This window comes from Methylorubrum subtropicum, from assembly GCF_038442325.1.
In the GTDB taxonomy this organism is placed as follows: domain Bacteria; phylum Pseudomonadota; class Alphaproteobacteria; order Rhizobiales; family Beijerinckiaceae; genus Methylobacterium; species Methylobacterium subtropicum.
In genome coordinates this window covers 1-25,709 of sequence record NZ_JBBXMW010000029.1, presented here as the reverse complement: position 1 = coordinate 25,709, position 25,709 = coordinate 1, and the positions used below count along the sequence as shown (strand labels likewise).

Below are 25,709 nucleotides of genomic sequence, written 5' to 3'. Positions count from 1 at the left end.
CGCGAACGAGGCCTCGGCGCTCGCGTCCTCACGGGATCACGGCGCTTCGACACCCACCAGGACACCCCGCCCGATGCGTTTCGCGTGTGACCACGACTGACGGCAGGTCTCCTGGCTCGCGGGTCGCTGCCCTCTCACCGTCTTCCCGGGCGAGGCTGCCCAGTGACATGGTGGCGGAAGGCTCGCCGCTTACAGTTGCGGGGGCAGCCGCGGCATCGAGCTTACGCCCTCACCGCGTTCCCTTTTGATCCCCGAGGGGAACCGTCAAGCTAGTGTTATTTCAGGGCCGCGCGTCGAGTCAACGAAATCGAGGGCGAGACTCCCACTGTCTTCGTGCCGGGGCGCCGACGACCAGCCATCGGCTCCCGTGCCGCACTCCGCGCTACAGGTACTTGAGCCAGGCGATGTCGCGCCTCGACGCCTTGAAGCGCGCGAACCACGCCGTCGGCCCGTAGAGGGGCACGATCAGCCCGGCGTACCACACGAGCACCCACCCGTAATCGGCGACGCCGAACACGGTGCCCTGGGTCGCGCCCCAGATCGCGGACGCGCCGTGGTAAAGCAGCCGCAGCACCGTCAGGTGGAGCAGGTAGAAGAACATCGGCGCGCCGCCGAACACCGCCAGCGCCGCGACGGGCGGGCGATCGCCGATCCGCTCCAGCGCGGTGAGCAGCAGCGCCCCGGTCCCGAGGGTCAGCAGCAGGAACAGCAGCGAGGGCGGATACTTCGTGAGCGCGAAGAAGCTTATGGCGGTCCGCAAGGCGCTGCCCTCGACGACGAACCAGGGCGTATCGCCGTAGCCGTTCACTAAGCGCAGCAGCGCGAAGGCGATCAGCATCGCGCCGCCGAGGGCCGCGAAACGGCGCTGTCGCGTATGCGGGGCGATGCCGGGCAGGAACCACGGGCCGATGACGTAGCCGAGCACGATGACGCCGATCCAGGGCAGCACCGGATAGGTCGTCTTGGCGACTAGGCCGAAGGGCAGCGCGATGACGTCGCGCTGGTGCAGCAGGGCCCAGACGGGAAACAGCGGCTGGCCGGGTTGGAGCCGGATCGGGTCGAGGAGGTTGTGACCGCACACGATCGCGAGCCCGACCGCGAGGAGAACGGAGCGCGGCAGGCCGATCAGCGCCGCGAGCACGATCATGCACACGCCGATGCACCAGATCACCTGGAGCCAGAGCGTCGGGCTGGCCACGCCCCAGTACAATTCGGAGAGGTAGAGGACCTCGAAGGCCATCAGCACGAGGCCGCGCTTCACCAGATAGGCGCGTGTCTCCGCCAGCGTGTGCCGGGTGCCGAACAGGTAGGCGGCCACGCCCGTCAGCACGATGAAGATCGGCGCGCACAGGCTGACCGCGAGGCGGGCCAGATACAGGGCCGGCAGGGCGCTCCGCGCGTCGATCGGATCGGCGACCGGGACGTGCAGGAACCATGTCTCGCGCAGATGGTCGAGGAGCATCAGCACCATCACCAGCCCGCGCAGGGCATCGATCGAGACGATGCGGGCGGACGCGACCGGCGATCCTGCGGGGGGCGACGGTTCGGGCATCGGGTCGGCGTGCGGGGCGATCATGCCGGCCATTGCCCGAGACGCCACACTGCAAGCGCCGCGAGAAGGAGGGCCGCGGCTGCGAGGCAGGCCAGGGTCAGCAGCGCCTGACGCTCGGCTGCCCCGCGCGCGTCGGCGGGGGCGAAGGCCGGCACGGCGTCGTAGGCGTCGAAGTCGAGGCGCGCCGGGCAACCCGCGCAGACGGGCGCCGGGTCGAGGGCTTGAGTGAGGATGCGCGGCTCGAAGAACGCACGCAGGCTGCGCCGGTAGGTGGCGGACTCGGCGAGGAAGGCCGCGTGCCGCCCGGCATCGGCGCCGGAGGCGGTCTCAAGCGCGAGCGCGAGGGCGGTGGCGGGCGAGAGCAGCGCGAGTTTTCGGCTCCAGGCCGAGGCCGCGCGCGCCTGCGCGCGCGCCGCCCGGTGATGGTCGGCCAGGGCCTCGTCGTAATGGGCGTCGCGGGCGAGGCGCTTCAGTTCGGGCGCATCGGCGAGGCCGGGCCGGAGCGCGTCATCGGGGAGCTTCGTGGCAAGCCACGCGGCGGTGACCCTCCGGGCCTCGTCCCCGGCGTAGAAGCGGGCCTGCGCCTGCCGGCTCGCGTCGATCGCGGCGATGCGTGACGGGACCGGCGCCAGGGCATCGACCGCGAGGCCGAGCGCGGTCGGCAGGGCGACCGTCAGGCAGGCCCAGGCCAGCACGAGGCCGGCCAGCGCCGCCACCGCCCCGCGCCACAGGCTCGCCGCCAGCGCGCAGGCCGCGACCCAGAAGACGACGTAGGCCGCGAGCGCCGCCGCGAGCAGCGCCGCCGTTCCCGACCAGCCGGCGAGGTTGCCGAGCCCGCCCGAGAGCAGGAGGGCGAGCGCCGTCCCGCCGAGCGTCGCAGCGAGGGCGACGAGGGCGGCGGCGCCGAACTTGGCGCCGGCCACGCGGCGCGGATTCACGGGCTGCGCCGCGATCATCCGCAGGATGCCGCTGTCGTGCTCCGAGGAGAGGCGCGTGCCGGCAAGCGCGATGGTCGCGAGCGGAACGAGGACGACGAGGACGAAGGCGAGATCGAACGGGCCGAGCCGCAGGGCGGCCGCGGAACCGATCTCAGTGGCGGTGTCGTCGAAGACCGTGCTGAAGCCGAAATCGATCTTCGTCACCGCCGGCTGCACGTCGGAGGGGCCGGCGGCGAGCACGGAGAGCGGCGTCGGCGGCTTCACCGCGTAGGCCGCCATGAAGTAGGTCCGATAGCCGAAGGCGTCGGTCGGGTCCTGCCAGTAGTTCACCTTGATCGCGGCGGGCTGGCTGTAGCGGAGGTGTGCGGCCTTCGCCTCGCGGACGGCGCGTTCGCCGTCGGCGGCGGCCGCCGCCAGGGCCGTGCGGGCGACGGCGATGCGTTCGGCGCCGGTCCAGGCGGCGAGGCCGAGCGCCGCGACGAGGGCGGCCAGGATCGCCCAGGTGAGGCGCTCGCGCAGGATCAGGCGCAGTTCGGCCGCGAGCAGCCGGGGAAAGCGGGCGGCGCTCACGGCTTCAGCCTCCGGACCAGGGGGACGCACAGGCCGCCGACGCCCGCGAGCCAGAGGGCGAGCACGAGGGCCGGGACGGCGGCGTCCGCCCGCGCGCGGGCCAACGGCAGCGGCGCGTGGGCGAAGGGCGGGATTTCCCGCCACAGTTCGGGCCCGGCGACGAGGGTCGTGCCGCCGCGCTCGGGACGGTCGCGGATTTCGGCGTTCATCCGCTCCGAGATCGAGCGGCGATAGGCCTCCGCCGTCCAGACGAAGTGGGCGTGCTGGGCGAAGTCGGTGCCGGCGAGCGTCTGCGACAGGGCCTGCAGGGCGACCCGCGGGGACAGGAGGCCGGCCCAGGCGAAGGCCCGCTCCCGGGCCGCGATGCCGTCGAAGAAGGCGCCGAACTCGCGGTCGTAGAGGGCGAAGTGGTGGTCGTCGTTCTCGACCATCATCAGGCCGCGCAAGTCGACGGGCAGTTCGTCGGCCTCGCTCACGCCGTAGCGGGCCAGGATCTCGCGGGTGCGGCCGTCGTTGGCCTCCGCCGTCCGGTGGGGCCGCAGTTCCGCGTCGAGGCGGGCGCGGACCTCGCGGTAGGACACGGCCGGCACGACGGCCTCGACCGCGGCGGTGGCGAGGCGGGGCGCGGCGATGCAGAGGCCGACCCAGATCGCGAGCGCGGCGGCGAGCGCGTGGCAGGCCGTGCGGGCGCGGAGCGAGGCCAGCATCGCGACGAGCAGGAACAGGGCGGCGTAGGCGAGCTGCGCCGCGATCCAGGCTAGCAGGCGGGGCCATGCCTGCCAGCCCGCGGCGTCCCGGCCGAGGGCGGCCAGCGCACCGATCCCGAGGAGCGGCAGGCCGACGACGAGGACGAGGGCGAGGAGCAGCGCCGCCAACCGGCCGGCGAAGAGGCGGCCCGGCGCGATGCCGTTGCCGAGCGCAAGACGCAGCGTGCCGCGCTCCCGGTCGGCCGCGAAGGCGGAGAAGCCGAGCAGGATCGCGGCGAGCGGCACCACGAGCCCGACGATGTCGGCGACGCTGCCGAGGCCGGCGCGAGCGAGCGGGCCGGCCTCCTGCACGGCGCGGTAGACCGCATCGTTGAAGACGTGGGCCTCCACCCGCACCATCCGGCCGGTATAGGGCTCGCTGCCGGGATCGAGCACGGCGAGCGGCGACGCGGGCTTGAACACCCACAGGCCGAAATGATCGGCCGAATGCGGGTTCTTGGCGTCCTGCCCGAGCCAGCGCGCGCGCTCGGCGGCGGTGACCGCATCGACGTCGTGCCCGGTGCGCACGGCGTCGCGCCATGCGCCGAGCCCGGCCACGGCGAGCAGCAGGGCGAGCACCGCGCCAATCCAGCGCAGCCGCGCGTCGTGCAGGCACAAGCTGAGTTCCGCGCCGATCCTCCTCATGCGCGGCCCTCGGCGAGCCGGTCGATGTAGAGGCGCTCCAGGGCAACGTGGTCGAGGGTCCTGGGGTCGATCTCCTCGACGATCCGCCCGCCGCTCAACACGCCGACGCGGCCGGCCATCTCGCGCACCCGGTAGAGGTCGTGCGTCGCCATCAGGACCGCGGTGCCCCGCCCGGCCGCCGCGCGGATGGTGGCGGAAAAGTCCGCGGCGGCGCTCGGATCGAGGCCGGAGGTCGGCTCGTCGAGCAGCAGCAGCCGCGCCCGGCGCGCCAGCGCCACCGCGATGCCGACCTTCTGGCGCATGCCCTTCGAGTAGGCGCCGGCCGTCCGGTCATGGGCTTCCGGGGCGAGCCCGGCCTCGGCGAGCAGGGCGCGCGCCGCGTCCTTCGACGGGTCGAGGCCGGCGAGCGTCGCGAAGTAGCGCAGGTTCTCCACGCCCGAGAGGCCGGGATAGAGCGCGACCTGCTCGGGGATGTAGGCCACGTGGCGGCGCGCGCCGATGGGGTCTTCCCCGGCCTCGATCCCGCAGACCCGGATCGTGCCGGCCTCCGCCCGGAGGAAGCCGAGGATCAGGTTGATCGTCGTGGTCTTGCCCGCCCCGTTGGGGCCGAGCAGCGCGAAGACCTCGCCGTCGCCGAGGCGAAGATCGAGCCCGGCGAGCGCCGTGCGGCTCCCGAAGCGCTTGACCGCGCCGTCGATCGCCAGGACCGGCTCTTTGAGTGGAATAGCGGAAGCGCCCATCAGAACCGCACCGTCATCGTGCCGGTGAAGCGGCGCGGCGCGCCCGGATAGACCCGGAACCGGTTGAGCGAACTCTCGTAATACTCGCTGTCGAAGATGTTCTCGACGTTCAGCCCGAAGCGAACATTCTCGTAGCGCCAATAGGCCAGGGCATCGACGGCGACGTAGGCCGGCAGGCTGAAGCTGTCCGTGGAATCCGCCGCCTGCTCGCCGACGCCGCGGATGCCGCCGCCGAGCCCGAACCCCTTCCAGGGCCCGGCCTGAACCTCGTGGACCGCGAGCAGGCTGCCCGAATGGCGCGGCACGTTGATGAGCGGCGTGCCGACCGGCAGGGCCGGATCCTCGGTCACCACGGCGTCGGCGTAGACGTAGCCCGCCAGGATCTTGACCTCCGGCGTGAGTTGACCCGCCGCCGTCAGTTCGATGCCCTGGCTGCGCACGCCGCCGACCGCCACGGAGATGCCGCTGCCGCTCGCTTGCGGCGTCAGCACGTTCTGCCGATCGACCCGAAACAGGGCCGCGGTCAGGCCCAGCGCCCCGCCGAACAGGTCGAGCTTGGCGCCGATATCGGCGCCGATGCCGGTCTCGGGCGCGAAGGGGCCGGATGCCGAGGCGGCGGCGGCGTCCGGGCCGATATTCGGCCGGAAGCTCGTGCCGACATTGGCGTAGAGGGCGAGTTCGGGCGTCGGCTGGTAGACGAGGCCGGCGCGGGGCGTGGCCGCGAAGTAGGTCTGGTCGACCTGGGAGCGCGGGGTGCGCTCGCGGAACGACTGCTCGAAGAAGTCGAACCGCGCGCCGACCAGCGCCTTCCATTCCGGGCCGAGCGCGATCTGGTCCTGCACGTAGAGGGCGGTGTTGGTGATCCGCTCCAGGTTGTTGCGGAAGCGGTCGATCGGCGGTAGCGCCTGCCCGTATTGCGGATTGTAGATGTCGATGGTGTAGGGGTTATTCGCGATGGTCGAGCGGTTGTAGACGACCCGGCTGTCGGTGCTCTCGCGCTCGAAGCCCACGAGCAGCGTGTGGCCGATCCCCGCCGTCTCGAAGCGGCCGACGAGTTCCGCCTGACCGATCGCCACGTCCCAGCGGTAGTCGCGCAGGTTGCGGTCGCGCGAGGCGATGCCCTTGTCGGTGATCGCGCGGATCTCGGCGGATTCGCCCTCCAGCGAGCCCGTATTGAAATAGGTAGCGAGCCGCATCTGCCAGTCGGCATCGAAGCGGTGATCGACCCGCACCTGCATCGAATCGTTGGTCTGATAGGTGCTCTGTCCCGGCTCGCCGAGGAAGCGCGAGATCGGGATGGCGCCGAGCCGCCCGTTGTTCACCGCGACGACGCCGCGGTCGAACACGATGCGGTTGCGCAGGAACTCGGTCTCGATCGTGATCCTCGTGTCGGGCGTGACCTGCCAGGAGATCACGGGCGCGACGAGCAGTCGGTCGCCGTCCACGAAGTCGCGAAAACTGTTCTGGCGACCCGCCGCGAGGTTGAAGCGGTAGAGCAGCGTGCCGTCCTCGTTCAGGGCGCCGCCGGAATCGAGCGTGCCGCGGAACTGCTCGAACGAGCCCCAGAGCCCGCCCATCTCGACGAAGCGCTCCCGCGTGGGCTGCTTGGTGATGATGTTGACGAGCCCGCCCGGATCGCTGCGTCCGAACAGGCCGCCGCCGGGGCCTTTCAGCACCTCGATGCGCTCGACGTTCTGGGCGTCGGGCGGGGGTGGCGTGCCGCGGTTGAGCGGAAAGCCGTTCTTGTAGATTTCCGAGGTGGTGGTGCCGCGGATGGCGTAGCTGAAGATCGACAGCCCGCCGAAATTGTTCTGCTGGGCGACGCCCGGCGTGTAGTTGAAGACGCGATCGACGCGGGTGGCGGCGAGATCGGTGATGACCTCCCGCGGGGCCACGGTGACGACCTGCGGCACGTCGCGCTGGGGCGTGTCGGTCTTGGTCGAACTGACCGCCCGGTCGGCCCGGTAGCCCGGGCTCGGCCCGATCAGGCCGATCGCGCCGGAGGCCGCCGTCCGTCCGGAAGGCGGCGCGTTGCCGGCGGCGCGACCCGTGCCCTCACCCTCGACCGAAATCTCGTCGAGCGTCGTGCTCTCCTGCGCGCGGGCCTCGAAGCCCGAGGCGCCGGCCGAGAGGATGGCGGCCAGAGCGAGGCGCGGGGCGCGGCGGCGTCCGGCGGAGGCCGCGGAGTTCGGGGCAAGCGGGTTCGAACGAACGGTCACCAAGTCGCTCAAGGTTGTCGAGCGGCGGCCGTGCGGGTGCCCTCGCGGGTGCCGGCTGGTTCAGCCGGGCCCGCGCCTGCGCTCCGCCGGGGCACCCCGCCCGAGAGACGTATCATCGCCCAAGGCAGGTCTCCTGGCTCGCGGGTCCGCACCCCGGCCTGGCCTTCCCGGTGCGTGGCACCAGTGACCCGGACGGCAGGGGCTCGCCGCTCACAGTTGCGGGGGCAGCTTCGGCCTCGCTCCGGAGAGCCCACCGAATTCCCTCTTCGCCCACGGACCGAAACCCGCGGGAACCTTGGCCCTTCGAACCTCGCCGATCAGGCCGGCCCGGTCAATGCGCTGCGGCGCACAATGCAACAATGTTACATATCCCGTGGCCAATGGGACACAGGCGGGCGCCAATCCTGTCCGCTCGAGCGGCGGACCCTGACCCGCAGGCCATACCTCGGGGCGGACCACTTCAATGGGGCGGATCAGTCAAGTCCGCAGTGACGGTGTCTCTTCCTGAGAGCCTGCTTGACAGGCTCATCCCAACACATCCCCTCATCCTGAGGTGCTGCGTGAGCGGTTTTGAGCGAGGGCTCCAGATGTCGCGCGATCCCTGGAGCCCTCCTTCGAGGCTACGCTTTGCTCCGCACCTCAGGATGAGGGGATTTGTTGGGATCACCGCAGCATCGCACTGTTTCGATCCCGATGAGTCAAATCAAACAGGCTCTCGAAGCCGTGCCCGGCCTACGCGATCCGACGTGGCCGGCGAAGACGAAGTTCGGGCCGCCGCCGTTTCATGGGGCCGTCCGGCCCGATCGGGCGTCGGTCGGCGCGGGCCGCGAGCTGGGGGTCGAGCCGCTCCTGCCCACGCTGTTCGGCCCTTGAGTTCCCAGACGACGCCCTTGAAGACTCCCTTGGACTGGACGACGCGGACCGCCATCGGCCAGGGGCCGCCCTCCGCGGGACGGTCCGCCAGGTAGAGGGCGATGTCGAGTTCATGCCTGGCCGAGCGCGTGGCATCGCGCTCGCTTGCGAAGGCGACCTTGCCGAAGGTGTCGCGCCAGAGTTGCCCGTCGAGTCGCAGCTGAACCTTGAACATCGTGGCACGACGCCTTTCCTGCTCGGGACCTCGGATGCAACTGGCGATGAAACTCGAAGACGGTGCCGGCCGCCTCAGTATTTGCGCACGACCGGCTCGACCGGCGGGGCCGGGGGCGGGGCGTTGAAGGTGTAGCGCAGGCCCCCGTAGATCGAGAGCGGCTGGGCGAGCGTGGTGGTGCGCGGATCGTTGATCTGGAAGCGGTTGGCCACGGGCCCACCTTCGACGTAGGTGCCGAAGGTCGCGTAGCGGTTGTTGGTCAGGTTGGTGACGAGGCCGAACAGCTCCAGGCTGTCGTTGACCCGGTAGCTCGTGTTGAGGCCGAGCACGTAATAGGGCGGCAGCTTGCGGTTCAGGTTCGACTCGTCGCCGCGGTAGTAGGCCGAGGAATAGGCCTGCAGGTTCAGGCCGACCCGCCAGCCCGGCAGCAGCAGGTAGTCGAACCCGACCTTGAACTGGTGGTCGGGGATCAGCGGCACCTTGTTGCCGGGGCGCACGGTGATCGCGCCGTCCTCGCCGGCCAGCGGGTTGTTCGGCGAGGAGAGCGTGCCGTTGAACTGGAAGGTCGCGTCGATCAGCGCATAGTTGGCGTAGACCGAGAGGTCGCCGCGGCTGTACTCGGCCCCGACCTCGACGCCCTGGCGGCGGGTCGCCGGCACGTTGACGTAGTAGCCGCGCGCCGCGTTGCCGGGGGTCGCGAGCTGGATGATGTCGTCCGACAGGTCGGTGCGGAAGGCGCTGATCTTGTAGGTCAGCGCCCCGTCGTAGACGCCCGCCACCGCGCCGCGGATGCCGGCCTCGTAGGTCCGCGCCGTCACCTGCTTGAGCGGCGGGTCGGCGACCAGCGAGTTCGGCAGCAGGCACGGCCGGTCGGGATTGGCGCAGGACAATTCCAGCGGCGTCGGCGCGCGGTTCGATTCCGAGTAGCTGCCGAACAGCGAGAGTTCCGGCATGAAGCGGTAGGTCAGGCCGGCGACCGGATTGATCTTGGTGAAGGTGTGGGTACCGTTCACGTCCGGCGCGAAGCCGGTGAGATCGCGCGTCGTCACCCGGGCGAAGTTGAGCCGGGCGCCCGCGGTGAGAGCGAGGCGGTCGGTCAGGTCGAGGGTGTCGGTGGCGTAGAGGCCCATATAGAGGTTCGAGCCGATCACGCTGCTCGGGGCGATGCCGAGCGCGCCTTCCGTGCGCAGGTAATCGGTGCCGAGGCCGGGGATGAGGCCGTAGGTCGGGTTGTTCGGGTTGGTGGTGACCGACAGGTTCGGGTTGATGACGGCGAGCGTGCTCGACGACTTGAACGAGTAGTCGGCCACATCGATGCTGCCGCCGACGACGAAGCTGTTGGTGAGGCCGAACACGCGGTCGCGGTTGGCCGCCTGGAGCGAGCCGCCGTAGCCGGTCGCCTCGGTCTTGGTGACGTCGATCGTGCCGTAGGGGATGCCGTCGCGGTAGGGGATGATCTGCCCGTTGCGCCCGCGGATGCGGAACTGGTTCTGGGCGATGTCGTCGGAGAAGCCGTCGCGCTCGAAGCAGAGGGCGTTGGGCGTGTTGGAATCGTCGCCGCAGGCTTCGAAGTTGCCGTCGTTTCCGTCGACGTAGACGTTGCTGAAGCGCCGGAAGTAGGCGTTGCCCGACAGATCCCAGGTCGGCGAGACATCGACGCGGCCCGTCACCTGCAGCGTGCCCATCTGGGTCGTCGTGGTCTGCGGATAGGTGAAGATCGCCCGCGGGTCGAAATGGGTGAAGTCGACCGGCGTCGCCGCGGCCGCCCCGAAGAAGGTGCGGGCGAAGGCGCCGATGACGTGGAACTCAGCGTCCTGCGAGCGGTAGCCGAGATCGGTGTAGATGCGGCCGATCGTGCTCGGGCTCTCGTAGCGCCAACCGCGGTCGTTCAGCCCGTCGCCGTTGAAGTAGAAGCTGAACGGCCCGCTGACCTGGCCGTGCTGCAGACCGCCGGCGATGCGCCCGTCCGAACCGCCGAGCGCGGTCACCTCGGTGCCCTGCCAAGTGAAGCCGTTCTTCATGCCGATGTTGATGGCACCGCCCAGCGCGTTGAGGCCGAAGACGGGGTTGCCGGTCACCACATCGATGCGCTGGATCGCCGAGGGCGGGATCAGGTCGAACTGGACGATGTCGCCGAAGGCCTCGTTGATGCGCACGCCGTTCTGGTAGACGGCGAGCCCCTGCGGCACGCCCTGGACCGGCGAGGCGGTGAAGCCGCGATAGTTGATGTCGACCCGGCCCGCACTGCCCTGCGAGTCCGAGATGTTGAGGCCCGGCGTGCGCCGCGCGAGCGTGGCGACGACGTTGCCGGTGCCGCGGTCGGCCTCGAGGTCGGCGGCGGTGACGGTCTCGACCGTGCTCGGGATCTTGTAGAGCGGCTGCGCGCCGCCGCGCAGGCGCGGCTCGACCGGGGACGGCACGGGCAGGGCTGGTGCCGGGCCGACCGGGGGCGTCGCCGCGCGGATGCCGGTGCCGCCACCGACCGGGGTGGTCGGGACGACGCTGATCTCGTCGAGCGTGACCTGCTGCTGGGCGTGGCCCATCGTCGGCAGCAGCGCGACCGACACGAGAAGCGTGCTCCGTAGCATCCGCATGTGGCGATCCGATCCGGCTAACCGGGCCATCCTGGGCCCAAGCGTGACGGTTCAGGATGTGCGGGAGACCGCCGCCACCGAGCAAGAGGGGCACGATCACAGAGCGAAGGTTAATCCGGCCCGATGGGGGATTATCTCGAGATGTGATCGACAAAGCACATCGATGGATTGGTCTTTCGGCAACTTTAACAGGATAATTTGGCAAATCAAGCGTTGGCGGCACGGATGGACGGACGAGGTCGACCGCTTACGGTGCCGCCGCAGCGCCGGTCCGTGGCGACCCGTAGCAGAGGCCGTGCATGCCCTCCGGCGTGAGACAGACGAGGCCGTCGCTCTCGTCCTCGACGCTCATGGCCGCCGTTGCGTCCCACAACCGACGCGAAACGGCCGGTCGTGCGTGCCAACCCTCCCCCGCGGAGGGGGGAGAACGCTCTCGGGTTCTAATAGGGCTGCAAGCCGCGCGATCACCGCTGCGCCCAGGGCTGTCCCTTCGAGTCGTACGTGCAGAACGGATCCGCTTCGCGGTCGAGAACCGCGGATCGGATATCATGGAAGAGGACTTGTACGCCCGTGCCTCAGGCCAAGGTTGGGCGCTGCCGAAACCTTGAGATCGACGCTCTGCGCGACCGCGGTTGAAGGTCGGGATCGGACCGCGACGGTTCGTCCGCCCTGCGGACATCGCTGGCTTCGCGAAAGCTGTGTATCGGCCGCAGGCTTCACATCCCGACGCGGTCGAAATCCAGCGCCGAGGCGCAGAGCGCCACCTGGGTCCGGTTGCGCACGCCGAGCTTGCGCATGATCTCCGAGACGTGGGCCTTCACCATCGAGTCGCCGATGCCGAGTTCGAACGCGATCTGCTTGTTGAGCTTGCCCCGCTTGATCATGGACAACACGTTCATTTGCGCGGGCGTCAGCGCGGCGATGCGCGCGGAGGCGTCCGCCGTCTTGCTCGCCTCGGCCTCGTGCGAATGGGCGAGGTCCGGCACGTAGATCGAGCCGCGCATGATGCTGTCGAGCGCCTCCATGTAGGTCGCCCGCGTCGCCGATTTCGGCACGAAGCCCGCCGCCCCGAGCCGCAGGGCCTCGCGCACGATCCGCCCCTCCTCCAGGCCCGAGCAGACCAGGATCGGGATGCGGGGGAAGCGGATGCGCAAGCTCATCATCCCGTCGAAGCCGGTCACGCCCTTCATCGACAGGTCGAGCACGATCACGTCGATGCCGGGCCGCTCGGCCAGCACGGTCTTGGCCGCCTCGATCGATTCCGCCTCCTCGATGCGGGCGTGCGGCAGGCCGATGCGGATTGTGCTGCGCAAGGCCTCGCGGAACAGCGGATGGTCGTCCACCAGGATGATGTGCATCGCGTCCACTCGTTCGGGCGCAACCCGCGGCGCCTGGACTGTAAAAGTGATGCTCGCGCCGCCGGACGAGCGTCAAGGGCGCAGTTTCAAACAAATTCATTATGGTCATCGAGCCAGATCGCAATTCTAATATGGCAAATCGGGCCGGGATGAACTTGCAATTCTAAGACTTCCATATGAGGCATGGACAAAAGTTAGCGTGCGGCGGGCAATCTTTCCCGCCATACCTACATTCGAGCCCGGCCTCGGGACGCCAAGCTCTCACGAAGTATTCGGGTCGCCCGCTCGTCGCGGCGGATCGTCGGATGCTTGTCGTGAGGCTCCCGCGGACCGGCTCCCCATCAGAATCGAAAGACGCGGCGCGGCCCACGCGACCGCCAGGGAGAGACGCATGGCCAGGAAGACAGCGGGGCACGGCCCCCGCACGCTGATGCTCGCCGCCGCTTCGTCGCTGATCCTGTCCGGCCTGCTCATGGCGCCGCCCGCCTCGGCCCAGAAAACCGAGACCAAGGATGCCCCCAAGGCCGAGAAGGCCTCGACCGGCGCCGCGGTGACCTGGGAGGACATCCTCAACGACCAGAACACCGACAAGGACGTGCTCATGTACGGCATGGGCATCAAGGCCCAGCGCTATTCGGGCCTCGACAAGATCAACACCAAGAACGTCAGCCTGCTGAAGCCGCGCTGGTCGTTCTCGTTCGGCGACGAGAAGCAGCGCGGCCAGGAAGGTCAGGCGCTGGTGCATGACGGCGTGATCTACATCACAGCCTCCTACTCGCGCATCTTCGCCCTCGACGCCAAGACCGGCAAGAAGATGTGGTCGTTCTCGGCCCGTCTGCCCGACGACATCCGCCCGTGCTGCGACGTGGTGAGCCGCGGTGCCGCGATCTACAACGGCAAGATCTATTTCGGCGCGCTCGACGCTTCAATGTACGCGCTCGACGCCAAGACCGGTAAGGTCGTCTGGAGCAAGAAGTTCGACGACCACGCCGCCGGCTACGCCTACACGGGCGCGCCGAACATCATCAAGGACAAGAAGACCGGCAAGGTCGTCCTGATCCACGGCAATTCGGGCGACGAGTTCGGCGCGCAGGGCAAGCTCTACGGCCGCGATCCCGAGACCGGCGAGGAGATCTGGATGCGGCCCCTCGTCGAGGGCCATATGGGCCGCCTCAATGGCAAGGACTCGACCACGACGGGCGACGCCAAGGCGCCATCCTGGCCCAACGACAAGGACGGCAAGAAGGTCGAGGCGTGGAACCACGGCGGCGGCGCCCCCTGGCAGACCGGCGTCTACGACGAGAAGACCAACACCTTCGTCATCGGCACCGGCAACCCGGCCCCGTGGAACCACCATTACCGCTCCGGCCCCGGCGGCGACTGGAAGCCCTACGACAGCCTCTACACCTCTGGCCAGATCTACATCGACCCGTCGAACGGCGAGCCGGTGGGCTTCTTCCAGCACACCTCGAACGACGCGTGGGATTACTCGGGCAACAACGAGATCATCCTGTTCGACATGGAGAAGGACGGCAAGACCATGCGCCTCGGCGCGCATGCCGACCGCAACGGCTTCTTCTTCCTCACCGACACCGACAAGCTCGCCGCCCGTGACGGCCAGATCAGCAAGCAGACGGCGCTCGTCGCCGCCTACCCCTTCGTGCGCGACATCACCTGGGCAACGGGCTGGGACCTGAAGACCGGCCGCCCGATCGAGGTCGAGGGCCAGCGCCCGCCGGCCCCGGAGGAGGGCCAGGCCAAGGGCAAGTCGATCAAGGTGACGCCGAACTTCCTCGGCGGCAAGAACTGGAACCCGATGTCCTACTCGCAGCAGACGGGGCTGTTCTACATCCCGTCGAACGACTGGACTGAGGATTACTGGACCGAGAACGTCACCTACAAGGCGGGTTCGGCCTATCTCGGCCAGGGCTTCCGCATCCAGCGCAAGTTCGACACCCATGTCGGCGCGCTGCGCGCGCTCGATCCGAAGACCGGCAAGATCGTCTGGGAGCACTTGGAGGCGATGCCGCTCTGGGCCGGCACCATGACGACCAAGGGCGGGCTCGTCTTCACCGGCACCTCGGACGGCTACGTGAAGGCCTTCGACGCCAAGAACGGCAAGCAGCTCTGGGCGTTCCAGACCGGCTCGGGCGTGGTCTCGGTGCCGAGCACCTGGGAGATGGACGGCAAGCAGTACATCGGCATCTCCTCGGGCTACGGCGGCGCGGTGCCGCTGTGGGGCGGCGACATGGCGGACCAGACCAAGCTCGTCTCCCAGGGCGGCTCGTTTTGGGTGTTCGAACTGCCGACCGATACCGCCTCGGCGCAGTGACCTGAGGCGCGGGAGGGCTTTTTGGGCATCCTCCCGCCGCCACGGCCGAGCCGGCGCGCCACTGCGCCGGCTCATTGTCGAGACATCCGATAGAATCCGAAAAAAGGAGCTGACCCGATGTCGGCCCGGACGAACGGCGCGCTCCGCGCCTTCCTGATCTCCGGCCTGCTCGCGCACGCCCTACCGGCTGCGGCGCAGACCGTGGTCCACAACAAGGACGAGCGGCCCGACCCCTGGGTAGTCGGCAGCTGCACCATCGCGCCGGGCGCCAAATGTCCCGGCGCCGACCTGCGCCACGCCGACCTGAAGAACGCCGACCTCGGCGGGGCCGATCTCACCGGCGCCAACCTCGCCCGCGCGGATCTCCGCGGGGCGAACCTGCGCGGCGCCATCTTGGAAAAAGCCAATCTCAGCGGGGCCCAGCTCCAGATCGCCTTCATGCAGGGCGTGAAGGCCAGGGACGCCCGCTTCGTCGGGGCCAATCTCGACCACGCCCGCATCGTCGGCGGCGATTTCAGCGGCGGCGACTTCACGGTGGCCGACCTCGAAATGGTCCAGGCCAAGCGCGCCCAGTTCGTCGGCGCCCGCTTCATCGACACCGACCTGCAGGAAGCGAAGTTCTACGAGGTGAATCTCACCGGCGCAGTGATGGACGGCGCCAAGATCCGCTTCGCGATCTTCCAGGACGCCTGGATGCAGGATTGCAAGGGCTGCCCGGTCCACTGGCAGACCGACAAGCCGGTCTGGGAGGCCTACCCGGCCGCCGTCGCCCCGAAACACGAGGACGAACCGCAGGCGGGCAAGTGACGGCGCGGCCGATGGCGCTCGCGATGCTCGGCACGATCCTCTCGCTGCCGGCTCTGGCCGCGGGCGAGGCGGAGGCCGGGATGCGCGCCGCCTTCGCCAAGTGCCGCGCGACCGTCGAGGGCACCGAGCGGCTCGCCTGCTACGACCGGCTCGCCGCCCACCTCGCCCTGCCCCGCTTCCAGGGCCGGCTGACCGCGCAGACCGACCTCTTCGAGATCACCGCGCCCACAATGCTGCGCTACGAAAGCGATGGCCCGATCTTCGTCCTGTACCTCAAGGACGCAGCCGGCGGCATCGTCCAGAACCTGCACATCGGCGGCGGCGGCAGCGCCACCCACCGCATCGACACGCCCGGAACCTACTCGCTGCAGGTCAGCGGGTCGGAGACTTGGCGCATCTGGCTGGACCCGGCCCCGTGAGCTGCGCCCGCCCCTCCGTCCGTCACGACGCATTCCCCTCCGAGAAGAAAAGGCACAGCCGATGATCCGCACGCTCCGGGCCGCCGCCCTCGCCCTTCCGCTCGCGATCCCGCTCGCCCTCGCCACGACCGCCCTCGTCCACGCCCACGGCGACGGCGCGCCCTCGGCCATCGACACGACCGGCCTGGAGCCGCTCGGCGAGAACGACCGCGACAAGAACCCCTATGTCGGCAACGCCAAGGCGGTCGAGATCGGCGCGTCGGGCTACAACAAAAACTGCGCCCGCTGCCACGGCATCGACGCCAAGTCCGGCGGCATGGCCCCGGACCTGCGCGAACTCGACAAGACCGAAGCCTCCGACGTCTACTTCCTCACCCGCGTGCGCGGCGGCGCTCAGCGCGACGGCCGCTACCGCATGCCCCCCTTCGCCGACATCCTGAGCCAGGAGGCGATCTGGGCGATCCGCACCTACATCGAGAGCGAGGCCGACAAGGACCCGGCCATCGCGGCCAAGATCAATTGATCCCGCGGATGCTCGCGCATTCGGCCTCGGCGCTCGCGCTGGCGGGAGGACTGCTCCTGCCCGCGCCCGCGCGCGCCGAGGTCAAGGAATACCAGATCCGGCGCATGCTGATGCTGAAGACGGACTGCACGGTGACCGGGCTCGACACCGCCCGGATCGCCGACGATCCGCGCCTGCGCGAGCGCTTCCGCGCGACCTGCGAGAACGTCAGCCACTATCCCGACGGGGTCGAGATCGTCTGCCCCGACACCGAGGACGAACGCGACTGCACCCTGCTCACGGCCAAGCGCGAGTTCCCCCACCTGAGGCTGCTGGCGCGATGACGGCCCCCGCGCCCTGGCCCGGCCGCCTCTCGCTCAGCCTGCACTGGGGCGTCGGCGCGGGCGTGCTCGGGCTGCTCGCCTTCGGCTTCTGGCTCCAGACGGTGAAGGGCGGCCCGGACAAGACCGCGCTCGTCCAGATCCACAAATCCGTCGGCGTGCTCGTCCTCATGGCCGCGCTCGCCCGCGTGGCGTGGCGGATGCGCGAGGGCTTTCCCGCACCCGCCGGGCCGCACGCCGCATGGGAGCGGCGCGGCGCGATTCTCCTCCACGTCTTCCTCATCGCGGCGACTCTGCTGATGCCGCTCTCCGGCATCCTGCGCTCGCTCGCCTATGCAAGGCCGGTCTCGGTGTTCGGGCTGCCCGTGATCCCGAAGCTGTTCGAGACCAAGCACGAGACGCTCTATGCGGTGGCCTCCAACCTCCACGACGGGCTGGCGCTCCTCTTGAGCGCGGCGCTCGCGCTCCACGTCGCGGCGGCCCTCAAGCACCACTGGATCGACCGCGACGCCACGCTCACCCGCATCCTGGGCCTCACCCGGAGGACCGGGCGATGAGGTGCGCCGTGCTCGCCGCAGCGTTCGGTCTCGCCGTCCTCGCGGGCGCCGCCAGGGCCGACCTCGCCTCCGACTTCGATACCGACGAGGCCACAGGCTACCGGGTGCAGAACTACCGCGCTCCGGTGACCCGCCCGGTCGAGGGCGGCGAGCGGATCGATCTGCCCGCCCTCGACCGCCTGCGCGACGAGGGCGCGGTGCTGATCGACACCATGCCCCAGCGCGGCGGCTACGACCCCGCCACCGGCGCGTGGCGGATCGTGGACAAGCGCGAGACGATCCCCGGCGCGACCTGGCTGCCCGAGACCGGCCGCGGCCGGCTCGAACCGCGGCTCGCCGCCTACTTCGCCCGCCATCTCGCCCGGCTCACGGGGGGCGACCGGGGGCGTGCGATCGTATTCTTCTGCCTCGCCGATTGCTGGATGTCGTGGAACGCGGTCAAGCGCGCCGCCGCCCTCGGCTACGGGCGCCTCTACTGGTTCGCCGACGGCACCGACGGCTGGGCGGACGCCGAGCGCCCCCTGATCGAGGCCGTCCCGCCCCCCGTCCTGCCCTTCGAAGACCGCTGAGCCGAGGCCCCGCGATGCCCTTCCTCTCCCCCTTCAGGCCCTCCATCGACCGGCCGCTCGTCCGCGCGGCGGCCCCGTCCAGCGGCAGCCGCGACCCGCTCGATTCGCCGCTCTGGCCGACCATGGCCGAGCGTTATCTCGGCGGGCGCCGCGCCGTGTTCGACGACGCGGTGCAGGTGGTACTGCCCCCCGTCACCGAGGATCAGACCCAGGTGCCGGTGACCGTCGATGCCCGCGCGCTCGGGTCCGCCGACGAGGTGCTCGTCATCGCCGACCTCAACCCGTTTCCGCTGACCCTGCGGCTGGAGCCGCTGGCGGCCAAACCCTTCGTAGCGTTCCGCATGAAGATCGAGCAGGGCACGCCGATCCGCGCCGCGGTGCGCCGGGGCGAGACCTGGCATGTGGGCGGGCGCACTCTGGATGCGGCGGGCGGCGGCTGCTCGGTGCCGCCGGTGGTGGAGAAGAAGGTCGATTGGAAGAGCCTCGGCGAGACCCGGGCCCGGGTCTGGAGCGAGGCCGACGGCCTTCGCCTGCGCCTTCGCATGACGCACCCGATGGACACCGGCATGCTCGCCAACATCCCGCTCTTTCTGATCGAGGAGTTGAGCGTGGCCGATGCCGCCGGCGCGGTGCTCGCCCGCCTCACCCTGCAGGAGCCGGTGGCCGACAACCCGACCCTGACGCTGCTGCCGGACCGTCCGGCCGCGGGCGAGGCGCTGACGCTGAAGGCCCGCAACACCAACGGCACGACCTTCACGGTGCGGGTGCCGATCCCGCCGAATGCGGATTCCGCGGCCGCTCCGGCCGCCGGGCAGGAGGGACGGCTGTGAGCAAGGAAACCACGATCACCCGCCGCGCCGGCCTCGCCCTCGGGCTCTCCGCCGCGGCCCTGCCCTGGCTCCCGGCCGAGGCCGCCCCGCTGGCCTACCCGCTCGCCCCGGTCGAGATCGCCCCCCGCGTCTGGACGATCTACGGCGCGCCAGAGCCCATCACCCGCGCCAATGGCGGGGCGATCGCCAACATCACCGTGCTCGACACGAGCGACGGCGCGGTGCTGATCGATGCCGGCCCTTCGCACCGCTACGGCACGGCGCTGAAGGCGCTGGCCGAGCGCCTGACGGGCAAGCCGGTGGCGCGGGTCTACCTCACCCACATCCACGCCGACCACGTGCTCGGCGCCACCGCCTTCGAGCCCGGCACCGTCAGCGGCGGACCGGCTCTGCGCGGCGACCTGAAGCGGGCCGGCACCGACCTCACCAACGGCATGTACCGGGTCGCGGGCGACTGGATGCGCGGCACCGGCGTGCCCGAGCCCGGCCGCGTCGCGGAAGCGGGCGTCGAGACCATCGGCGAGCGCCGCTTCCGCATCCTGCCGCTTGCCGGCCACACCCGCGAGGATCTCTGCCTGTTCGAGGAATCCTCCGGCCTGCTGTTTCCCGGCGACCTCGTCTTCCTCGACCGCGCCGCCACCACCCCCGACGCCGATCCCGAGCGCTGGCGCGGGGCACTGACGACACTCGGTGAGATCGACCACCGCCTGCTGATCCCCGGCCATGGCCCGGTCGAGGCCGGACGCCGCGGCATCGATCAGACGCGGCGCTGGCTCGACACGGTCGAGGCACGCATCGGCGACGGCTTCTCCCGCGGGCTCGATGTGACCGAGTTGATGGCCGAGCAGCTTCCGGACTGGACCACCGGCCTCGCCGTGGCGCGCTACGAGTTCGCCCGCTCGGTGATGCACCTGCTGCCAGCCCTGGAGCGTCGCGGCCTGCCGCGATGCACTCAAGCTTGATCCGAGACCAAACAGTAGTTCAAAGCCAGCATGTCCAAGGTTGGCTTCGGGCGCGTCCGTAGCCATTCCCACGAGCCGCGGCCACCCTGGGAGTGGCTCATATGCGCGATGTTGGAAACGATCTGGTGCCAGTCCGACACGGATGCTTCCGGCATCCCTCGGCAGCGACGTCGCCCAGGGGACCTCGCTAATGCGAACCACCATCAGAATGTTGTGGCCGCCAAGACTCGCCACTCTATGCCAATGGCAGCTTTCTGAGGCTGAGCGGCCATTCCAGTGAATCTGTTCGAAGGGCCGCTTATGGCGCGAAGCCGAACAAGGCGGGGGCGAACTCCTGATCGACGGCAAGCCCGGCGAATGACAAGGCAGCTTTCACCTTGGCGCGGAGTGCCTCGAAACGCGCGGGCACGCGCAGGTATCGGTCGGGCTTCATCACCTGCCGCAGGAACTTCAAGATGGCACCGCGGTCGCCGCGTTTGTTTTGACTTTCGGCGAAGGCGTTGTGCAACCGGTGGCGCTTCGTCAGACCGGCCCCCGGATCCTTCATGGTCGCGACGTTCAGGAGATGCGCGATCTCACTTCCGGTTAGGCCGTCGGCCGTATCGCCGAGTGCGGCGGTCAATGCCTCGATCTGACTCTGCGTGAAGGTTGCCATGCTCAGGCAACGGCGAGTTCGAGGTGTCTGACCGAAACGAGCCGAAGCCAGGGCCAAGCCTCACCGAAAGGCTCGTCCGGGGGCCGGTCGCAGACCTCAGCCTGCGTGGCGAACAGGACCGTGTTCGTGCCTGGCATCGTGGTCGCGCTCCGGTAGCGCACGCCGTCGATCGGCCCACCCGCGAAGGGAAAATCGCGCAGGAACTCGGTCAGCACCTGTGTCGGTATGTAGTCGATGTGCGTCCGGTCATCGCCCGCGACGGGTTTGGCGATCAGGCCGGCGAAGGCGTGTAGGAAGCGGTAGCCCTGGCACTCTCGACGGCTCGCAGCCGAGAAGAAGCCGGGCACCGGCGCGAGCGTCGCCAAATCCAGCAACCGAACCAGACGGTCGGCGACGAAGCGCCCGACCGAAAGCAGCGGCTGCCGGGCCTCGGCGCACGCGAGCGCGCGGTTCTCCGCCCCGTAGAACATCGGGATGCCCGGCGGGTTCACGCGGTTGAACTGGGTGGCGAATTCGGCGGGTGGCGGTCCGAGTTCCCTCGCGGTGGTGAAGCGTAAGCCGGGCTCTCGCGCCCTGGCGCGATGTAGTGCGTAGCCAACGGGCATAGTCTTTATAAGTCCAAGCTCGTCGATCAACCGCCCAAGGTCGTAGAGGAACTCGTGGAGCGCACGAGCGTCGGGATCGTGTGGTTCGCCGGGCCCGATCGCCAGGAAGAAGAAGCGCCGCTGATGCTTCACCGTCGTGCAGAATCTGTTCCAGTCGAGCGCGAAGCTCTCGTCGATTTCGAGCTTCAGCCACTCGAAGCTGGTCCAGGCATCGTCACCGATCTCGTCCAGCAGGGCCTGCGCCAAACGGCCGTCGCCGTCGTGGGGCAGGTCCAGGCCGATTTCACCGAACAGCAGTTCCCTGGTGTCCGGGTGCCATCCTTGATAGCCGCCCTCGCGACCGTCGTAGGGCAGTTGGTCGACCGCCCGACCGTAGAAGGTGCCCATGCGGTCGGCAATGTATCCAGCGACTTCGCCGACGGCTGCCGTCGGGGCTGAGCAGCGGTTGCAGAAGCTGCACCCGCGTGGCCCGGCCTGCGCACGGATGTAGCGCCGAAGATCCGCGTCCTCGAAACAGCCTGCGCAGACCTTCTCTCTGCTCGACCAAGCAGAAGGAAGGCAATCCGAATCGACACGACTCATGGCAGGCGTCAGGCCGGCAGGCGGACACGGGCGCGGAGACGCGCGTAGAGCTGCACCTCGGCTTGGTGCTTCAGCTCGACGACGACGGCGAATCGCTGGCGCGTCTCGAAGTTCGCCGCCCAGCCGGCTTCGCAGCGCACGACGAGATGATAGCTGTCTCCGTAACGGTCTGTGTCGCGCGAGAAGGTGACGCTGGCGCTCTGCAGCGTGCTGCGCTCGCGTTCGCGTGGACCGGGCTCTAGCCCGCAGTTGTACCGGCCGTCGATGTCGGGGCGGCGACCTTCGGCCTGCGTCCGGCGCCGGTAGTGGTCGAAGATCAGAGCCGATTCGCAGCCGCGTACCAGACGGAAACTCATGCCGACGCCGGTATAGTCGGCGCGTGTGTGGCGGACCGGCGGATCGAAGGCAAGGCTGACGCGGATGGTGCGGCGGCCGCCGCTCTGGAAAAGCTCGGGGATCGGCAGCTTGTAGACGGCGAAGTGGTCGAGCGGCAGTTCGTCATCGGCGTAGAAGACGACGCGATGATCGTCGGAGTAGGCGGCGCGCACGGCATCGATCCGACCATGTCCGCAGACCGAGCGCAGTGCCTCTCCACCGAGCGGCTGAAGTTTCAGCACCGCTTCGTCGGGCGACTGCGCCGCGCCGGCCAACAGGGCACGGACGAGGTTGGCCGACGCGGTCGGGAACCGGGCAAGGATGCGAGCCGCCTTGTTGGCGACCAGCGGCGCGGCATAGGAGGTACCGGACCCGGTCGTGAACAGGCGATCGAGCGCGCGGTGGTGAAGTGTCAGGACGCCGGCGGTAGGCAGGTCCTCGCCCAAGCGCAGGCGCGTCACAACCGGATCGAAGACCATGGTACCGCCGACGTCGACGAAGTCCGGCTTGAGCGCGCCACCGATGCCTGGGCCGACGCGAGTGAAGGGTGAGGGCTCGAGGGCGCGAGTGATAGCCCGGACATGGACGTCTTCGTGGAAATCGGGCCCGATACCCTCGCCGTGGGCGAGCGAGCCGACGGTGATGACGTTCATCGCGCCGGCCGGCTCGCACAGTCTGTTCGCGGGCTCCAGAAGGTAGCCGGGATACTCGGTCACCGCCTGCTCGATGCGGTTGCCGCCGCGCGGTGCGCGGTTGCCGGCGGACACGACGATGACGACGTCGAGCTCGCGCGCCAGTTCGTCGAGGGTTGCAGCCCAAGGCCCGACTTTGCTGCCGTCGTAGATCCGCTTGGCGTCGCCTAGCGAGATTACGAAGAGGCGGCACCCGAAGCGTTGATGGAGCGTCGTGAGCGCCTCGCGCATCTGCGAGGGTACGAGACGCATCTCATCGAACGCGCCGCGGTCGTTTACGACCTTGGCGGAAGCGATTCGGGCGACGCGTTTCAACATTCCCCCGGCGAGCTGAGAGCGCAGGTCGCCGAAGAGCGCGATCCCGCCGACCCGGGTGCCATGGCCTAAGTCGTCCGCCTCGCCGAGCACCGCCGGAACACCGATCGCCCCGACGACGACGTCGTCGATCAGCGGGTGTGCGTTGAGGCCGCTGTCGACGACCCCGATCACCGGAGCATCCGCCGCTAAGGGCTCGAGCGCCGGCAGTTCGGCGAGCGTCAGCTCAAGCGCATCGCCGGTCGCGATGTCGGGCTCTGGCGGCGCGTCGATGACGGCGACGACATCAAGGTCGAGCAGCGTGCGCACGACCGAGCCGGAGAGCCGCGCGCGCAACATGGTGATCGAAGGACCGACGTAGCGATCGAGCACCTCGCCGGCACGCGCCTCGATGTAGTCGGCGATCTGATCGAGCTTGCGGGTCCGGACCTCGCGTCGGCCGAGATCCCAGAGCTCGACGTCGAGCAGGAAGATGCGGTCGGCTGCGAAGTCGTCGGCACCGGTGAAGCCATCCTCGCGCAGCCTCAAGCCGATACGGTCGCGCGGCTGGAGCGAACTGATCTCCTCCACGCGATTTATGAAGGCAGCATAGGAAGGCGCGGCCTGGCCGGGCGGCGTGCCGCGCGAGTAGGCGTCGAGTCGCTCGCGGAAACCCTGCATCTCATCGCTCGAGGCGAAAAGGATCAGCGTCTTGTCCTCGTCGCTCGCCAGCAGAGTGAGCCCAAGGCGTTCCCAGTCCTCCTCCAACGTCATGCCGTTCATGCGGACGCGGAGAATCAGGGACGGATCGACGAACTCCGGTCGGCGCCGGCGTTGCTGCTCAGCGACCAAGGCGTCCAGCTCGGTTCGGAGCTTTCGGCTGTGCCCGCCGGGTTCATGAACCGGCGCAGTGCCGCCGCCTGAGCGCCTTCGGCGCTCCAACTGCTCGGGCAGGCGGACGAGTCGCAGATGGTCGTATCGTGCCAAGGCCGCGCTCTAGGATATCTTCGAGAGGCGCGCGGTTCCGGAGCGCCGACGGGTCTCATCGGCGATGGCCCGCTTGAAATCGTTTTCGCGAACCTGCTTGCGGCGCTCGATGATCGCCGACTTGATCGCAGAGATGCACACCCGCTCGATTTCGGCGTAGCTGTAGCCCTCGAGCGCCTTGGCGTGCTCGAGCGGATCGAAGCTCGCCTCGACATTCTTGAACTTGAATTTCACGAAGCGTTCGATCATCGGCCGGTCCGGCTTGTCGAACCAGATCACCTCATCGAAGCGCCGCCAGATGGCAGGATCGAGCGACTGATCGAGATTGCTGGCCGCAATCAGAAAACCATTGGGGCGTAAACGATCGATAAAGATCAGAAGACTGTTGACGACGCGACGCAGTTCGTTGTGCTCGCTTGTATCGTCACGCGATCGAGCGAGTGCATCGAACTCGTCAAAGAACAAGGCGCATGGCTGCTTGCGTGCGAACTCGAATATCTTGCGAACATTGGCGGCAGTCTCGCCCAGATAGGACGAGATTAGCCGGTCGATCTTCACTACGAAGAGCGGCAGACCCATTTCGGCTGCGAATACCTCGGCGCAGAGCGTCTTGCCACAACCGGGCGGACCGCAGAACAGGAGCTTCGAACGCACGGGGAGCCCGCGGCGTCGAATATCCTCGCCGCGGCGGAACTCGCGCATGAGACCGAGGAACACACGGACGTTGGCTTCGCTCAGCACGATGTCGTGCTTGTTACGCTCGGGCTCGACGCGCTCCACGAAGTCGTCGGCTGCGTCGGGGAAATGAATAAGCGGGGCCAACATCTTAGGCGCGGTGGCCGGTCGGTGCGAGCTGTTGTCGAGAGTTTTGCGAAGCGATCGGGCAAGAACCTTGTTGTTCTTCTGCTCCTCCTCGAGAATGATTTGCTCGGCCACGGCGCGGAACTCCTCGTCCCGGCCGTAGCTCGCCAGCAATCTCTTCATCAACTCGCCGCGTGCCATCGCTCTTCGACTAACACCTTCCAAACCGGACCATAGCGGAAACCGCAGGCACGCGCCATGTGCCCGTCACATCGCAAAGGGGATCGATGGAAGGCTTTTCATGCGCAGCGACGGTTCGCCACGCCGCGTAGAATTCCGGTGGCCACACCTTCGGCACATCTCGTACGCGAGCCTTGCGTACCACCCCATCTAACGCCGATCTCCGAAGGGGATTGCCACCGATGCGAAGATCCGACGACGGCCCGCCGATCTCTACTCGGAAACCTCCCGGATACGGTCGATCAAATCGTGGACGTCAAACCCCATGACGTCCGCAAGCGCGAGCAGCTCGACCACATCGATCCGTCGCCCGCCCCCTTCCATGGCTGCGACAACCGACTGGTAGCGGCCCAGTCGATACGCCAGCTCGCTCTGCGTCAGTCCGGCCTGCTCGCGAATCTCGACGAGCCGGTCGACCAGCTTCCTGTGCCGCTTCGTGTGGAGCGTCTTGGGCATCAGCCCGTCGGGAGTTGTGGAACCTGACAGGCCCGTTAGACCGGATTTCAGATTATCAGAAAATCTGGTTATACGTTTGCGGCTCGCATCTATCCCGAACGACCCCATGGATGCCGGTGATGGCGATTGTCCGTCGTCAGATGATTTGAGACGGTTTGGGCTGCTCAGGAACGGAGGCTCTGGTCCATCTGGGTTGAGAGGTTAGGCGGCCTGCGCGTGATGGCGCAAGCGGCGATCGATGAGGGTCTGACGCT

Annotated in this window: 21 protein-coding genes and 2 riboswitches; of the genes, 9 read left to right on the top strand and 12 right to left on the bottom strand. The window is 68.9% G+C overall.

Features of this window, described 5'->3' with window-relative positions:
* Nucleotides 1–84 precede the first annotated feature (84 nt).
* A riboswitch (cobalamin riboswitch) is annotated at nucleotides 85–281 on the bottom strand.
* 101 nt (nucleotides 282–382) lie between these two features.
* The 7 genes from AAHG03_RS24835 to AAHG03_RS24805 form a co-directional block, all read right to left on the bottom strand.
* Nucleotides 383–1,576 carry a DUF1624 domain-containing protein gene (locus tag AAHG03_RS24835; RefSeq protein ID WP_342154099.1) on the bottom strand — a complete coding sequence of 398 codons (1,194 nt, stop codon included), beginning with the start codon at nucleotides 1,574–1,576 and terminating at the stop codon, nucleotides 383–385.
* Nucleotides 1,573–3,060, bottom strand: coding sequence for a DUF3526 domain-containing protein (locus AAHG03_RS24830; RefSeq protein WP_342154097.1), 1,488 nt, complete (start codon nucleotides 3,058–3,060; stop codon nucleotides 1,573–1,575). The genes AAHG03_RS24835 and AAHG03_RS24830 overlap by 4 nt, the downstream gene beginning before the upstream one ends.
* Nucleotides 3,057–4,451, bottom strand: a complete 1,395-nt coding sequence (locus AAHG03_RS24825) for a DUF3526 domain-containing protein (RefSeq protein ID WP_342154095.1) — start codon at nucleotides 4,449–4,451, stop codon at nucleotides 3,057–3,059. Before AAHG03_RS24825 ends, AAHG03_RS24830 begins: the two co-directional genes overlap by 4 nt.
* A complete protein-coding gene (locus AAHG03_RS24820; protein WP_342154093.1) occupies nucleotides 4,448–5,191 on the bottom strand; it encodes an ABC transporter ATP-binding protein in 744 nt (247 codons plus the stop codon). Before AAHG03_RS24820 ends, AAHG03_RS24825 begins: the two co-directional genes overlap by 4 nt.
* Entirely contained in the window at nucleotides 5,191–7,326 is a 2,136-nt protein-coding gene (locus AAHG03_RS24815) for a TonB-dependent siderophore receptor (protein WP_412759791.1), read from the bottom strand. Before AAHG03_RS24815 ends, AAHG03_RS24820 begins: the two co-directional genes overlap by 1 nt.
* 190 nt (nucleotides 7,327–7,516) lie before the next feature.
* A riboswitch (cobalamin riboswitch) is annotated at nucleotides 7,517–7,723 on the bottom strand.
* Nucleotides 7,724–8,571: 848 nt separating this feature from the next.
* Nucleotides 8,572–11,091 carry a TonB-dependent receptor gene (locus AAHG03_RS24810; protein ID WP_342154091.1) on the bottom strand — a complete coding sequence of 840 codons (2,520 nt, stop codon included), beginning with the start codon at nucleotides 11,089–11,091 and terminating at the stop codon, nucleotides 8,572–8,574.
* A gap of 716 nt (nucleotides 11,092–11,807) precedes the next feature.
* Complete coding sequence (locus AAHG03_RS24805; RefSeq protein ID WP_342154089.1) at nucleotides 11,808–12,449, bottom strand: response regulator transcription factor; 642 nt, start codon at nucleotides 12,447–12,449, stop codon at nucleotides 11,808–11,810.
* A 391-nt stretch (nucleotides 12,450–12,840) separates the two neighbouring features.
* Between AAHG03_RS24805 and AAHG03_RS24800 the strand changes: the two genes are divergently transcribed.
* The 9 genes from AAHG03_RS24800 (at nucleotide 12,841) to AAHG03_RS24760 (ending at nucleotide 19,768) form a co-directional block, all read left to right on the top strand.
* Entirely contained in the window at nucleotides 12,841–14,781 is a 1,941-nt protein-coding gene (locus tag AAHG03_RS24800) for a PQQ-dependent methanol/ethanol family dehydrogenase (RefSeq protein ID WP_342154087.1), read from the top strand.
* Nucleotides 14,782–14,898: 117 nt separating this feature from the next.
* The gene (locus AAHG03_RS24795; RefSeq protein WP_342154085.1) at nucleotides 14,899–15,588 is read left to right on the top strand and encodes a pentapeptide repeat-containing protein; all 690 of its coding nucleotides are present in this window, start codon (nucleotides 14,899–14,901) and stop codon (nucleotides 15,586–15,588) included.
* A gap of 11 nt (nucleotides 15,589–15,599) precedes the next feature.
* Entirely contained in the window at nucleotides 15,600–16,007 is a 408-nt protein-coding gene (locus AAHG03_RS24790; RefSeq protein WP_342154083.1) for a hypothetical protein, read from the top strand.
* Nucleotides 16,008–16,068: 61 nt separating this feature from the next.
* Nucleotides 16,069–16,530 (top strand): cytochrome c-550 PedF, encoded by a 462-nt coding sequence (gene pedF / locus AAHG03_RS24785; protein ID WP_342154081.1) that lies wholly within the window; start codon nucleotides 16,069–16,071, stop codon nucleotides 16,528–16,530.
* Between the two features lie 8 nt (nucleotides 16,531–16,538).
* Entirely contained in the window at nucleotides 16,539–16,853 is a 315-nt protein-coding gene (locus AAHG03_RS24780; protein WP_342154079.1) for a hypothetical protein, read from the top strand.
* Nucleotides 16,850–17,407 carry a cytochrome b gene (locus AAHG03_RS24775; RefSeq protein WP_342154077.1) on the top strand — a complete coding sequence of 186 codons (558 nt, stop codon included), beginning with the start codon at nucleotides 16,850–16,852 and terminating at the stop codon, nucleotides 17,405–17,407. The genes AAHG03_RS24780 and AAHG03_RS24775 overlap by 4 nt, the downstream gene beginning before the upstream one ends.
* Nucleotides 17,404–17,976, top strand: coding sequence for a rhodanese-like domain-containing protein (locus AAHG03_RS24770; RefSeq protein ID WP_342154075.1), 573 nt, complete (start codon nucleotides 17,404–17,406; stop codon nucleotides 17,974–17,976). The genes AAHG03_RS24775 and AAHG03_RS24770 overlap by 4 nt, the downstream gene beginning before the upstream one ends.
* Nucleotides 17,977–17,990: 14 nt before the next feature.
* Entirely contained in the window at nucleotides 17,991–18,806 is an 816-nt protein-coding gene (locus tag AAHG03_RS24765; RefSeq protein WP_342154073.1) for a quinoprotein dehydrogenase-associated SoxYZ-like carrier, read from the top strand.
* The gene (locus AAHG03_RS24760) at nucleotides 18,803–19,768 is read left to right on the top strand and encodes a quinoprotein relay system zinc metallohydrolase 1 (RefSeq protein ID WP_342154071.1); all 966 of its coding nucleotides are present in this window, start codon (nucleotides 18,803–18,805) and stop codon (nucleotides 19,766–19,768) included. Before AAHG03_RS24765 ends, AAHG03_RS24760 begins: the two co-directional genes overlap by 4 nt.
* A 298-nt stretch (nucleotides 19,769–20,066) precedes the next feature.
* Here the strand turns inward: AAHG03_RS24760 and AAHG03_RS24755 are convergent, their stop codons facing one another.
* From AAHG03_RS24755 to AAHG03_RS24735, 5 genes are all read right to left on the bottom strand, one after another.
* Nucleotides 20,067–20,423, bottom strand: coding sequence for a hypothetical protein (locus tag AAHG03_RS24755; RefSeq protein ID WP_342154069.1), 357 nt, complete (start codon nucleotides 20,421–20,423; stop codon nucleotides 20,067–20,069).
* A gap of 2 nt (nucleotides 20,424–20,425) precedes the next feature.
* A complete protein-coding gene (locus AAHG03_RS24750) occupies nucleotides 20,426–21,610 on the bottom strand; it encodes a HEPN-associated N-terminal domain-containing protein (protein WP_342154067.1) in 1,185 nt (394 codons plus the stop codon).
* Between the two features lie 8 nt (nucleotides 21,611–21,618).
* Entirely contained in the window at nucleotides 21,619–23,958 is a 2,340-nt protein-coding gene (locus AAHG03_RS24745; RefSeq protein WP_342154065.1) for a S8 family peptidase, read from the bottom strand.
* Between the two features lie 9 nt (nucleotides 23,959–23,967).
* Entirely contained in the window at nucleotides 23,968–24,960 is a 993-nt protein-coding gene (locus AAHG03_RS24740; protein ID WP_342154063.1) for an AAA family ATPase, read from the bottom strand.
* Nucleotides 24,961–25,212: 252 nt separating this feature from the next.
* Nucleotides 25,213–25,455: a helix-turn-helix domain-containing protein gene (locus tag AAHG03_RS24735; RefSeq protein ID WP_342154061.1), complete on the bottom strand. Its 243-nt coding sequence runs from the start codon at nucleotides 25,453–25,455 to the stop codon at nucleotides 25,213–25,215.
* Nucleotides 25,456–25,709 lie beyond the last annotated feature (254 nt).